The sequence below is a fragment of the Hymenobacter sp. J193 genome (assembly GCF_024700075.1).
Lineage (GTDB): Bacteria > Bacteroidota > Bacteroidia > Cytophagales > Hymenobacteraceae > Hymenobacter.
The window spans coordinates 1,201,584-1,213,887 of record NZ_JAJONE010000001.1; the positions used below are offsets into that span (position 1 = coordinate 1,201,584).

Here is a 12,304-nt window from a genome sequence, read left to right on the forward strand (position 1 = left end):
AACCAGATGAAGAGCCCGTCGTTTCTTTTTCTCCGCCTGCAAGCGCTACGAGAAGAAGAGCGGCGGGCTTGCTGATTAAGGGCTGGAGGCTTGTCCGGTTGACAACGAATGTCACCACGTCGTCTGTGCGTTGCGGGCCGTATCTTTACCTTAAGAGCGTGTTGGGGAATTTAGGACCGATTGAGCGACATGGTGATGTTGGCCAATAACAGCCACGTGACATGGCTAGCGGGGGTAAATTCGTAATCGACTACGACGCGGCGAAAGCAGGCCAGCCAGGCGAAGGTGCGCTCGACGACCCAGCGCCGGGCCAGGGGTACGAAGCCGTGCAGGGTAGGCGGCCGACTACTAATTTGTTGGACTAGGCCCAACCGCAGCAGTTGCTGGGCAAAGCGCCCACGGTAGGCCGCATCGGTCAGCACAAGCTGCAGGCGCCGTGCCCACCAAGGCCGCTGGGGCAGCAATGCCAGGGCGCCGGTGCTGTCGTGGCGGTGGGCCGCGTGCACGTGCGCGGCCCAGATACGCCCGCCGGAATCCACTAGGAGCTGGCGTTTGCGGCCGTTGACGAGCTTGTGCGCGTCCAGGCCGCGGTGCTCGTAGATGCGCGGGGCCAGCTTGACGCTTTGGCTATCTATGCAGGCCAGCGCCGGAGTCGGTTCGCGGCCGTGTGCGACTCGGTCCAGGGCGTTGACGACCGTATTGAGTTGCTGCCACAGACCCAGCCGTTGCCAGCGATAGAAATAGTAGTAAACCGCCGTCCAGGGTGGAAACTGTGGGGGCAGCGCCCGCCACTGGCAGCCCGTGCGGCACACATACAGTAAGGCGTTGAACACCTGCCGCAAACACAAGCGCCGCCGTCGTTGCGTGGGCAGCAGCGACTTGATAACTTGCCACTGCGAGTCAGTAAGGGGTTGGTAGCCATCAACCATAATGCCCGTGGAAGCCTAGGAACTCCCCGCGCAACTTACTGACTCGTCTCTTTTTAGCCCTTACTCAATTCCCAAACACGCTCTAAGCATCAACCGCCGCCCCGCTATGCCGCCTATCACCGATATTTCCCAGCTCGACCTTACCAAAACCTATACCTACGCCGACTACCTCACCTGGCAGCTGGACGAGTTTATTGAGCTCATCAAAGGCAAAGTGCGGCGCATGAGCCCTGCCCCGCGGGTAGCGCATCAACGGATTTCCAGTCGGTTTACCGGCATGATTTACTCGTATCTGGCGCACCGCGGGTGCGAGGTCTTTCACGCGCCTTTTGATGTGCGCCTGTCCAAAGCCACGCCCAACGGCGATGCGCAGATTACTACCGTGGTGCAGCCCGACATCTGCGTGGTCTGCGACCCGCAGAAGCTGGATGAGCGTGGCTGCCTCGGCGCCCCCGACTGGATTATCGAAATCGTGAGCCCCGGCAACGCCAGCCACGACACCAAGAGCAAGTTCGACCTCTACGAGGAAAACGGCGTGCTGGAATACTGGATTGTGTTTCCCGGCGAGAAGACGGTTTCCGTGTTCGTGCTGCACGAAGGCCGCTACCAGCCCCACGGCGACTTCTACACCCCCGGCCTCATTCCCGTGCACACGCTCCCGGAGTTCAGTATTGAGTGGACGGAGGTGTCTGAGGGAGTGTGAGTAAAGCTAAACTCCTATCTACTCAGAAGACGTGTATTTCCTGCAGCTCAAGCGACACGCATTCCGGCATATATAGCACGTTGAAGGAAGCTGTGAGGTCACTCCATTCCCCATTCAGTGGCAAGCTAAACCAGATTTCCGCTACTATCAACGTATTTTCTATGCTATGCTTTCGTGGCATATGGAAATCCACGTCCGCGTACGGCCTACCATTCCGTTCTTTGGCTTCTTCGATAGAAGTCACTTTAAATCTTTCACCCTCAGTTTCCATTTCCACGATTCCATATCCATAAATAATATCGCGCATTAGTTCGGGCGTCCACGCATGATAGGGGTCTTGGTGTGTAAAGTTAAAGGCGTCTTTGTAGCGTTCCTCTTCCAGTAGCTTCACCCACGTGCGCACTGCCTCTAGTAAGCCTTCATCCGAAATATCCAAGGGTAATGCCACCGGCATTTTTGCAGGTCAATGAGTGCGAGGAAAACAAAATGTACGGTAAGTACTGCAAAAAGCCCCTCGAAAGCACCATCCCCACGATGGTGCCCCCGAAGGGCCAGCGGATAACTACCTATACCTGAATGCTACAGCGCGGCTTTGCGAGCCTCCACCTCGGATTTAAGGGCGGCGTTTTCGGCCAGCTCCCGAGTGATGCAGTTCAGCTCGTAGAGGCGCTTGAACTGCGCTACCACGCCCGTGGCCCCGGTGGCTTGCTGCTGGTTGAGCACGTAGATGCGGTACTCCAGGCGCTTGTGTTCCCGCTCGTTCTTCTTTTTGGTAGGACCCTCGGTCATGCTGGCCAGCAGCGTGGTCAGGGTATTGTATTCGGCCGTAGCGCCGGTCAGCTCGGCGCTTTTCTCGGTGGCCCGGTCGCTGCCCATGGTGTGCAGGCGCTGCAGCTGGGTTTGCCGGTACTCCAGGTCGGCGCGCTCTTCGGCGGCTTCTTCCAGCACCAGGTCGCAGTCGGCCTTGGAAGTCAATGAATTCACAGGGTATGCCATGAAGGGTAAGTAAATAAAGGTGGAGAAAGTGAAGGGCAGTGTGGGGTGCTACCCGCCCCACTAAAACGCCACAGGATCAGCCACATTGCTTACACAAAGCAAAATATTTTCTATATACTATACACTTGCTAATCAGCGGCTATGCCAGCCGCTTAACGTAGCGCTACCTGTCGTGCGTAGGGTGCGGGGCTTGTCCCCGCCCGTCGTTGCCCGCTTACTCGCTAACGGCGCGCCCGACGGGTGGGGACAAGCCCCGCACCCTACCACCTTTTCGCAATTCACTTCCCCACGAATTTAAGTAGGGATAGAGACCCCGCAACTGGCGCGAGTTTAGCGCAGCGTAACTCGTGACATGCCATGATGCGAGCTTTCAGCTCGTCCATCTGCGTTAATCTACCCAAATGGCACGAACCAGCTTGCCGCGCTGCGGCAGTGGAGCTACAAGCTCCACCTAATGGCTGAGCACGAGTTACGCTCCGCTAAACTCGCGCCAGTCGTACGCTGCCAGGGACACCAGCCTTCACACCCCCGGTACCTCGGCCAGGTAGGCCGCCAGGGCGGTGGCCTCGGCCCGCAGGCCGGCCAGGCGGGCCGCCAGCAGCCGGTGCTGGGCGGGGTTGCCGTCCCCTTCCAGGGCGCCTTCGGCTTCGGCCGTTACGGCAGCTACCCACAGCCGCTGGCGCTCGGCCTCGGGGGGCAGCGTGGCCAGCAGCTTGGGTGCGGCCCGCAGCCAGTCGAGGGCGCGGGCGGTCCGGGCCTGTCCCCGCGCCAGCCGGCGGGCGAGCTGCTCGGTTTCGTAGGCCACGACCGTAGCCCGGGCCTGGAGGGGTGCCAGGTGGGTGGGCACCAAGGGCGCGGCCGGCACGGGCGGACCGGGTACCGGCAATGCCTGCGCCAGCCACGCAACAATTAAACCGGCCGCCGGTGGCAATACTCGCTGGTTGGCTTCTATCTTCGTGACCAAGTGGCGCGACACGCTCAGGGCCCCGGCCAGCTGCTCCTGCGTCAGGCCCAGCCCCGTGCGAATCAGCGAAAGGTAGTGCGGCACGGCCGTCACGCGCAGAGAACGGGGCATAGCGTTGAATTGTCTCCTTTTTTCTTGTTCTCAAATATAAGGAGACACCGCTCTTGTCTCGCTATTTGGTAATTTTTGTTTTAAGGAGACAGTTGCTTCTTTGGGTCTTTACGGAATCCGAACGAAGATCAAAAGACCGTCATGCTGAGCTTGTCGAAGCATCTCTACCGCTTCGTTGGATGCGTGAGTTTAACACGGTAGCGTCTCCGCAACTGGCGTGAGCTTAGCGGAGCGTAACTCGTGTCACAACATGACGCGAGTTTTCAACTCGCCTGCCCTTGCCTATCTTATCCAAACGGCGTAGTACCAGTTTGCCGCGTTGCGGTAGTGCAGCTACAAGCTCCACCTTATGGCTGAGCATGGGTTACGCTGGGCTAAACTCGCGCCAGTAAGGCGTCAGTTAAAAGGCTTGGCTCATCCTATGAGCCAAGCCTTTATTTCTTTAGCAAAATAACACCTATTTGAACTCAACAATATCGGCGGTTACTGTACATTTACTGCCAGTTACAATAGGAAGATAAGAGGCCTTAAAGTCCACAATGAAGTTTGTGTAGGCTTGCCCGGCTTTCAAAGGGTGCTTCTGAGTTAGGTCCTTCTTTGCTTCAGCAACTAGTGCATTCTTAGAAAGCCCACCGATACCGAAGATATACCTGGCCTTAGCCATTCCCTGTACATTGCTTTCAACTATCGTAAAGTTGTTTGCTTGGATAGTCGCACCACTCGTGATTAAGCCACTGTGAACAGCGCAAGATTGAGTCAGCAACAATGAGGCAGCAAGAGAGGTTAGTAACGCTTTTTTCATGAAAAATGGGTGTTAAATATTAGCATAACGGTATTTAATACAAATACTTAATTGACACTAATATTTCTCTAAAACTAGCCACACAGATATTCTGGTTCAAACTAATTTCTACGTTTACACTGTAAGCACCTAGCTGACAAGCATAAAAAATATACCTTCCGGCGTCCTTTCAAGCTCCTCCCTATCCATGCTATTGAAAACCCTTACTCGCCTGCCGCTGCTGGTGCTGCTGGCTTTGCTATGCGCCTGCTCCAAGCTGGGCTCCGACGCCGGCCAAGACCCCAACGGCGAGGAAATTGACCCGTACCAGAACCTCGTGTTTCAGTTCACGGATGCCGTGGTGACGCCCGAGCTGCAGGACCGCTGGGACACGGTGCAGGTGGTGAAGTTTGAGCCCGCCGTGCGCGGCAAGTTCAAGTGGAACTCCGACCGGGAGCTGATCTTCTCACCCAGCACGCCGTTCCGGCCCAGCACGTCTTTCAAGGCTACCCTGCAAACGGCCGCGCTACCGGAGGGCAAGCGCAACGTGGAGCTGCCCGAAAACCGCCAGAAATTTCACACGCCCTACCTGGAGCTGCAGGAGCCACAGGCCTTCTGGGGACGCTCGGAACGGGCCGCCGGCACCGCCGAGATGCGCGTGGAGCTGCCCTTCAACTACCCCGTGAAGCCCACCGACGTGAAGCCCCTGCTCCGCGTAACCCAGGACGGGCAGCCCGTAGCTTTCGAGGTGGCCAGCAACGAGCCGGGCCAGACGGTGCGCGTGAGCCTCAACCAGCAGGTGCGCCCCGGCTCTCCCCTCACGGTGGCCCTGGCTCAGGGCCTGCACGCCGTGGGCAGCGACCAGCCCTCCAAGTCCGACTACGAAAAGCAGGTAGAAGTGCCCGACCCCCAAGCCCTGGAAGTGCGCTCCATCACGGGCACGCTGCAGTCGGCCGACCCCATTGTGACCATCCTCACCAACCAGCCCGTCACGACAGTGGATTTGCAGAGCGCCCTGTCGGTGTCGCCGCAGGTGGCGTATGAGGTGGAGGAGCTGGAAAACGGCTTCCGCCTCAAGGGCGGCTTCGAGGTGGGCAAGAGCTACCAGGTGAGCTTGCGCCAGGGCCTGCGCGGCGGGCTGGGCGGCATCCTCAACGAGAACTTCACCCAAACGGTGAGTTTCTCCGATGAGCGGCCCACCATTTCCTTTGCTAGCGCCGAGAAGGCCATGTACCTTGATGCCCTGGGCTCCCGCAACCTGGGTGTGCGCATCAACGAGGTGGGCCAGGTGAAAGTGACCATTGCCAAGGTGTACGCCAACAACATCCAGCAGCTTTTGCGCGGGGGCACCCAGTATGGCTACCCCGGCTACGATGGCGAAGACTCCGAAGGCTACGAGGAGGAAAGTGAGGACGGCGAGTACGTGGACCGCTCCTACCAGTACTACGACGTGGAAAACCTGGGCAACGTCCTCACCGAGCGCACCTACACCGTGTCGGGCCTGCCCAAGGCCCAGGGTCTGCGGCTGCTGAACCTGAACCTGAAAGACCTGGAGTTTGCCGGGGGGCTGAAAGGCCTCTACATCATCAAGGTGCAGGACACCGAGCGGCAGTGGCTGCAGGTAAGCAAGCTGGTAGCCGTGTCCGACATCGGGCTGATTGTCAAGCAGGGCAAGGCCGGCAGCACGCTGGTGTTTGCCAACTCCATCCGCAACGCCAAGGCCATGAGCGGGGTGGAAATGCGCTTTATCAGCACCAATAACCAGGTGATGGGCACCGGCCTCACCAACCGCGACGGCGTGGCCAAGTTCGACAGCACCGCCGCCAACGGCCGCTTCAAGCTGGGCATGGTGATGGCCCAGCAGGGCTCCGACTTCACTTTCCTCGATTTGAACCGCAGCCGGGTAGAAACCTCCCGCTTCGAGGTGGGCGGGCTACAAAGCAACGCGGCCCGCTACCAAGCCTTCCTCTACGGCGACCGGGACCTGTACCGCCCCGGCGACACTATCCAAACCAACACCGTCATCCGCACCGAGGACTGGCAGGCCCCGCCCAAGGGCTTGCCGGTTAAAATCCGACTGCTGCTGCCCACGGGCAAGGAGTACGCCAGTCTGCAGAAGAAACTATCCGGGGCCGGCTCCTTTGAGGCGCGCTTCCTGCTGCCCCCGGCCGTGATGACCGGCCTCTACACCCTGGAAGTGCTGACCGGCAACGACGTGCTGCTGGCTTCGCGCAAGCTCTCGGTGGAAGAGTTTATTCCGGACCGCATGAAGGTGACGGTGAAAGCCGACCGCGCCGTGGTGAAGCCCGGGCAGTCGGTTTCGGCGAAGATTACGGCCCAGAACCTGTTTGGCCCGCCCGCCGCCGACCGCAAGTTTGAGGTGGAATTCTCCCTCAAGGAGAAGAGCTTTAGCCCGAAAGGCTACGAGCAGTACACCTTCGCCATCAACAGCGGCGACAAGCAGCGCGGGGCCTACGGCGACCTGGAATCGACGCCTATTTCCAACCGCTTCGAGAAAACCACCCGCGAAGGCACCACCGACGCCAACGGCCGCGGCACCGCCACCTACGAAGTGCCCGACTACACTGACCTGGGCACCCTGGAAGGCGCTGCCTTCACCACCGTGTTCGATGAAACCGGCCGCCCCGTCAACCGCCTCGCCACCTTCGAGGTGCAGACCCAGCCGGTGCTGTTCGGCATCCGGAGCGCCGATGACCTGGTGAGCACCGGCAAGCCCCTGGCCGTGCAGCTGGCAGCCCTCACGCCCGCCGGCAAGCCTACGTCGGCCCAGGCCCGGGTGTCCATCGTGCGCCTGCTCTGGGAAACGGTGATTGAGCGCCAGGGCGGCCGCTACATCTACAACTCGCAGAAGCGCGAGCAGCTGGTGCTCAACCGCAGCGTGACGGTAGCCAGAGGGGGCTCCGACGCCGGCCTGAACTTCTCGCCCACCTATTCCGGCGAGTACGAAATCAGGGTTTCCCGGCCGGGTGCGGTTACCTACGTGGCCCGGCGCGTGTATGCCTACGGCTACGGCGACACCCAGAGCAACTCCTTTGAGGTAAACAACGAGGGCGAGGTGACCATAGAGGCCGACAAGCCCAAGTACGAGCCCGGCGAAACCGCCCACCTGCTGCTGAAAACGCCCTTCCCCGGCCGCGTGCTCGTGACGGTGGAGCGGGACCGGGTGCTCGAGCACTTCTACGTAAACACCGACGAGAAATCGGCGAAGGTGGACGTAGCGATTCGCGGCAACCACGTGCCCAACATCTACGTGACGGCCACCGCCATCCGTGAAATCAAGGACAACCGCCTGCCCTTGACGGTGGCCCGGGGCTTTGTGCCGCTTACGGTAGAAAAGCCTGGCGCCCGCCTGCAGGTGGCCATTAAGGCGCCCGCGCAAAGCCGCTCCCGCACCACCCAGCTGATTGAGGTAACCACCGCCCCCGGCGCCCAGGTGACGCTGGCTATGGTAGATGAGGGCATTCTGCAGATGAAGGATTACCAGACGCCCGACCCCTACGGCTACTTCTACCAGAAGCGCGCCCTGGAAGTGCAGGCCTACGACGTGTACCCCTTCCTGCTGCCCGAGCTGGGCTCCAGCTCCACCGGCGGCGACGGCTACGACCTCTCGCGCCGCACCACGCCCGTGCCCAACCGCCGCGTGCGCCTGCTCGCCAAGTGGAGCGGCGTGCTCACCGCCGATGCCAGCGGCAAGGTGCGCTACAAGCTGCAGGTGCCCCAGTTCAGCGGGGCCATCCGTATCATGGCCGTGGCCTACAAAGACGATGCCTTCGGCTCGGCCGAGCACACCATGAAAGTGGCTGACCCGGTGGTTATTTCAACCGCCCTCCCCCGCTTCCTCAGCCCCGGCGACACAATTGATGTGCCCGTCACGCTGACGAATACGACAAAAGCCGCAATGGATTTTTCACGCGCTATTCAAGTAACAGGCCCTGCGGAACTGGTAGATGCACCGGCTGCCCAGATGAATAGTCGAGGCGAAGCAACTTGGCAGAACCACGCTGAACTGGGAAGCCTGCCACCTAATACTGAGAAACGATTTTTGTATAGAATAGCTGCAAAGCGGGCTATTGGTAACGTAACGATTAAAGTTACGGTTGGTAAAACCACATCCAATGGTAAAATTGACCCTCTTTCTACCGAAACCATTGAGCTACCCGTTCGTCCTGCTTCGCCGCTGCAGAAGCGTACCGGCAGTGGCGTGGTGGCGGGCGGGGCGGCCCAGCAGCTCAACCTGAAAACCGACTTCCTGCCTTCCTCCCTGCGGAGCCAGCTGGTAGTGAGCCGCTCGCCGATGACGGAGTTTTCCAAGGACCTGCGCTACCTGCTGCAGTACCCCTACGGCTGCCTGGAGCAAACTGTATCGGCCGCTTTCCCGCAGCTGTACTACGGTGATTTGGCCGCCACGCTGGGTCAGAAAACCGGTAAAACGGGCAAGGCGGGCTTGTTCAACCCCAACTACCACGTGCAGGAAGCCATCCGCAAGGTGGAAGCCCAGCAGATGTACAATGGCTCCCTCAGCTACTGGCCCGGCGGCGAGTACGACAACTGGTGGGCCACCACCTACGCCGCGCACTTCCTGCTGGAAGCCCAGCAAGCCGGCTTCGACGTGAATAAGAACGTGCTGGACCGGGTGCTGCGCTACCTGCAGGCCCGGGTGCGCAAGCGCGAAACCGACACCTACAACATCATCCAGACCGGCGGCGTGATTCAGCCCGTGACGCTGGCCAAAAAGGAAATTGCCTACTCGCTCTACGTGCTGGCCCTGGCTGGCCGCCCCGATGCCGTGGGCCTGAACTACTACAAAGCCAACCGCCCGCAATTGGCCGAGGATTCGCGCTACCTGCTGGCGGCGGCCTTCGCCCTAAGCGGCAACCAACGCGGCTACCAGAGCACGGTGCCTTCCCGCTTCGGGGCTTCGCCCAGCATTGCCGGCCGCCAGCTCGACGGGGCCTTCTCCTCCCCCATCCGCGACGAGGCCCTAGTGCTCAATGCCCTGCTCGCCGCCGACCCCGCCAACCCGCAGGTAACCACGCTGGCCCGCCAGCTGAGCCGTCAGGTAAAGCAGGCCGGCTGGCTCAACACCCAGGAGCGGGCCTTCTCCCTGCTGGCCCTGGGCAAGCTGGCGAAGAAAAACGCCGGCAGCACCGTGGTGGCTAGCCTGCTGGCTGATGGCAAGGCCATTGGCAACTTCTCGGGCAAAGACCTCACGGTAAGCAACGTGGCCAACCGCCAGCTGGCCCTGCGCACCAGCGGCAAAGGCAGCCTGTACTACTTCTGGGAAACGGAGGGCATTTCGCCCACCGGCCAGGTGCGCGAGGAAGACGCCTACCTGCAAGTGCGTCGCCAGTTCCTGGACCGCAGCGGCGCGCCCGTAGGTAGCACCAGCTTCCGGCAGAACGACCTGGTAGTGGTCAAAATCACCATCCAGTCGGCCGAAACCGCCGGGGAAGTGAAGAACGTGGCCATTACCGACCTGCTCCCCGCCGGCCTGGAAATCGAGAATCCGCGCATCGGGGCGGTGCGCGACCTGGCCTGGGCTACCGACGCCGCCCAACCCGACTACCTCGACGTGCGCGACGACCGGATCAACCTGTTCACCACCGTCACGCCCGCGCCCAAGGCGTTCTATTACCTCTGCCGGGCCGTGAGCAAGGGCACCTTCAAGCTCGGCCCCGTCAGCGCCGATGCCATGTACAACGCCGAGTACCACAGCTACAACGGCGCCGGCGTAGTGCGGGTGCGGTAAGTGTTGGCGCCCTAGTCCGTCATGCTGAGCGCAGCCGAAGCATCTCTACCGAACGATTCAACGGAGCGGTAGAGATGCTTCGGCTTCGCTTAGCATGACGTTCTTATTTTCCTCTGCAAACAGACTTCCTTCTTAACTATGGTAAACCTGCGCGTTATCCTGATTTCCATCCTGGTTATGTTTCTGGGCATGATCCTGTGGATGGGTTATTACTTCTACTTCCACACCGATGGCCAGGGCCGGGTAACGCGGGAAGCCGATAGTCCCGAAGCGGCCGCCCGGGGCCAGCAAACGCTGAGCCGGGCCGACGCGCTGATCAAACAGCGGCAGTACGTCCCGGCCAAAGCCCTGCTCGACTCGCTTCGGGACGCTGACCTGAACCCGGCCTTCTTCGTCAGTACCGAAGACCTGGAGCAGCGCTTCGATACCCTGCGGGCACGCACCTACCGGGAGAAACAGGCTCAGTAACACCTGAACTGTAGCAATCTTCAAGCCCCTCCTGCTATCTTTTCCCGAAAGCTCGGCCGCAGCTTTTCCCGTAGGCCTGCGTAGAGAAGGTTCATTCGGCCGCTGTTTCAGCGTGTTAGCCAGATGAACCTTCTCTACGCCTGTTTCCGATGAAGCTACTGCCTATCCACATCCGACGTTTTCTCTGTGTGAGTGTGCTGCTCATAGCCGGGCTGATGAGCACTCAAGATGCCCGAGCCGACATCGTCACGCTCAACGCCAACGACAACGGCAAGCAGGTGCAGCTGAACGTGGGCGACCAGCTGATTCTTCGGCTGCCGACCATTTCCCCGCGCTTTGGCTGGCGCCTGACGCAAACCTACCCGGGGCAGCTGACGGTGACGAATACGCACAGCCTGCCGGGCATCAGTAGCGGCGTGCCGGGGGCACCGGCTACCTTCGAAATCCACTTCCAAGCGGTGGGAACGGGTGGCCTGGACCTGGCCTTAGTATCGGCTCAACCGGGGAGCGGATATGCAGCTTTAGGTGGCTTCTTCCACGTGTTTATCACCATCGACAAGCCGGGCGTGGCCAAAAACGTGAACATCACGGAATACGGCAACCATAGTCGGGTGAAAGTAAACCAGGGCGACCAACTGCTCATCCGCCTCGACAACACCGTAGGCTCGCAGTACACCTGGGAAGTGCTGCCGCTTGACGACAGCGTGCTGCAGCTGCTACCTACCCCGGCCGAGAAGCCAGCGAAGAAACCGAAAAAGCGCAAAGCCGGCAGCGAAGACGATGTTACGTTCCAGTTTCAGGCCCTGAAGCCGGGCCGCACCACGCTGCGCTTTCTCTACCGCAATGCCACCAGCAACGAAGCGCCGCCCAAGCGTGACTTCGAGGTAGACGTGGAAGTACCCGAGCCGCCCAAATAGACGCTCCGCTACCTAAGCTGGCCGTTTTTATGACCGGAATAGTAGCAGTTTTATATTCCTTCGAATACCTCTGTCCATTCCAGCTCTACCCCGGGTAGCGTGGCTACCGGAATGGGTCCGGGCTGGTAGAACTCTCCCCGCAGCTCATACTGGTCGTTTTTAAGGGTATAGATGATGACGTTTTTCTGGCCGGGGTCCACCATCCAGTATTCCAGCACGCCGTTCTCTTCGTACAGATCGAACTTGGTTTTGCTGTCGTGAGCGGTGTTACCGGGGCTTAGGATTTCGATAATCCAATCGGGCGCACCCACGCAGCCAAACTCGTCCAGCTTACCCAGGTCGCACACCACGCAGAGGTCGGGCTGCACCACGGTAGTCATCTGGGCGTCTCCGTTGGCGGAGGTTTTCAGCAAGCGAACATCGAACGGCGCGGCGAAGCCCCGGCAGGTCTTACCGCGCAAAGCCGTTCTGATTACTCCTCCCAGGTTGAAGGAAATAGATTGGTGCCGTACGCGCGGGGCGGGGCTCATGCGGCGCACTTTGCCGCGGATCAACTCCACAAACTCATCCAACTGCCAGGTGAGGTAATCGGCGTAGGTGTAGGTTTTAGTGAGGTCGAGCTGAGAAATATCGGTGATGACGGGCATGGCTGCAGCAGTAGAGAA

Annotated in this window: 10 protein-coding genes; 4 read left to right on the plus strand and 6 right to left on the minus strand. The window is 60.1% G+C overall.

Features of this window, described 5'->3' with window-relative positions:
* Positions 1–170: 170 nt before the first annotated feature.
* Entirely contained in the window at positions 171–929 is a 759-nt protein-coding gene (locus tag LRS06_RS05180) for an IS5 family transposase (RefSeq protein WP_257869755.1), read from the minus strand.
* Positions 930–1,035: 106 nt separating this feature from the next.
* Here LRS06_RS05180 and LRS06_RS05185 point away from each other — a divergent pair, with 106 nt between their 5' ends.
* A complete protein-coding gene (locus tag LRS06_RS05185; RefSeq protein ID WP_257870505.1) occupies positions 1,036–1,632 on the plus strand; it encodes a Uma2 family endonuclease in 597 nt (198 codons plus the stop codon).
* A gap of 22 nt (positions 1,633–1,654) precedes the next feature.
* Here the strand turns inward: LRS06_RS05185 and LRS06_RS05190 are convergent, their stop codons facing one another.
* The 4 genes from LRS06_RS05190 to LRS06_RS05205 all read right to left on the minus strand — a co-directional run bounded on the left by LRS06_RS05190 (position 1,655) and on the right by LRS06_RS05205 (position 4,505).
* The gene (locus LRS06_RS05190) at positions 1,655–2,068 is read right to left on the minus strand and encodes a hypothetical protein (RefSeq protein WP_257870506.1); all 414 of its coding nucleotides are present in this window, start codon (positions 2,066–2,068) and stop codon (positions 1,655–1,657) included.
* Positions 2,069–2,211: 143 nt separating this feature from the next.
* Positions 2,212–2,628, minus strand: a complete 417-nt coding sequence (locus LRS06_RS05195) for a hypothetical protein (RefSeq protein WP_196953507.1) — start codon at positions 2,626–2,628, stop codon at positions 2,212–2,214.
* 520 nt (positions 2,629–3,148) lie between these two features.
* Entirely contained in the window at positions 3,149–3,703 is a 555-nt protein-coding gene (locus LRS06_RS05200; RefSeq protein ID WP_257870507.1) for a helix-turn-helix domain-containing protein, read from the minus strand.
* A gap of 457 nt (positions 3,704–4,160) precedes the next feature.
* Positions 4,161–4,505: a DUF6567 family protein gene (locus LRS06_RS05205; protein ID WP_257870508.1), complete on the minus strand. Its 345-nt coding sequence runs from the start codon at positions 4,503–4,505 to the stop codon at positions 4,161–4,163.
* Between the two features lie 193 nt (positions 4,506–4,698).
* Between LRS06_RS05205 and LRS06_RS05210 the strand changes: the two genes are divergently transcribed.
* The 3 genes from LRS06_RS05210 to LRS06_RS05220 all read left to right on the plus strand — a co-directional run bounded on the left by LRS06_RS05210 (position 4,699) and on the right by LRS06_RS05220 (position 11,639).
* Positions 4,699–10,254 carry an alpha-2-macroglobulin gene (locus tag LRS06_RS05210; protein ID WP_257870509.1) on the plus strand — a complete coding sequence of 1,852 codons (5,556 nt, stop codon included), beginning with the start codon at positions 4,699–4,701 and terminating at the stop codon, positions 10,252–10,254.
* Positions 10,255–10,392: 138 nt separating this feature from the next.
* Positions 10,393–10,722 carry a hypothetical protein gene (locus tag LRS06_RS05215; RefSeq protein WP_257870510.1) on the plus strand — a complete coding sequence of 110 codons (330 nt, stop codon included), beginning with the start codon at positions 10,393–10,395 and terminating at the stop codon, positions 10,720–10,722.
* A gap of 149 nt (positions 10,723–10,871) precedes the next feature.
* On the plus strand, positions 10,872–11,639 hold the full coding sequence (locus LRS06_RS05220; RefSeq protein ID WP_257870511.1) for a protease inhibitor I42 family protein: 768 nt from the start codon (positions 10,872–10,874) through the stop codon (positions 11,637–11,639).
* A gap of 50 nt (positions 11,640–11,689) precedes the next feature.
* On the opposite strand, the gene LRS06_RS05225 is transcribed toward LRS06_RS05220, so the two are convergent.
* Positions 11,690–12,286 (minus strand): Uma2 family endonuclease, encoded by a 597-nt coding sequence (locus LRS06_RS05225; protein WP_257870512.1) that lies wholly within the window; start codon positions 12,284–12,286, stop codon positions 11,690–11,692.
* Positions 12,287–12,304: the final 18 nt, after the last annotated feature.

Coding starts and splice junctions, on each gene's coding strand:
- LRS06_RS05180 (WP_257869755.1), bottom strand. CDS start 929: ATGGTTGATGGCTACCAACCCCTTACTGACTCGCAGTGGCAAGTTATC.
- LRS06_RS05185 (WP_257870505.1), top strand. CDS start 1,036: ATGCCGCCTATCACCGATATTTCCCAGCTCGACCTTACCAAAACCTAT.
- LRS06_RS05195 (WP_196953507.1), bottom strand. CDS start 2,628: ATGGCATACCCTGTGAATTCATTGACTTCCAAGGCCGACTGCGACCTG.
- LRS06_RS05200 (WP_257870507.1), bottom strand. CDS start 3,703: ATGCCCCGTTCTCTGCGCGTGACGGCCGTGCCGCACTACCTTTCGCTG.
- LRS06_RS05205 (WP_257870508.1), bottom strand. CDS start 4,505: ATGAAAAAAGCGTTACTAACCTCTCTTGCTGCCTCATTGTTGCTGACT.
- LRS06_RS05215 (WP_257870510.1), top strand. CDS start 10,393: ATGGTAAACCTGCGCGTTATCCTGATTTCCATCCTGGTTATGTTTCTG.
- LRS06_RS05220 (WP_257870511.1), top strand. CDS start 10,872: ATGAAGCTACTGCCTATCCACATCCGACGTTTTCTCTGTGTGAGTGTG.
- LRS06_RS05225 (WP_257870512.1), bottom strand. CDS start 12,286: ATGCCCGTCATCACCGATATTTCTCAGCTCGACCTCACTAAAACCTAC.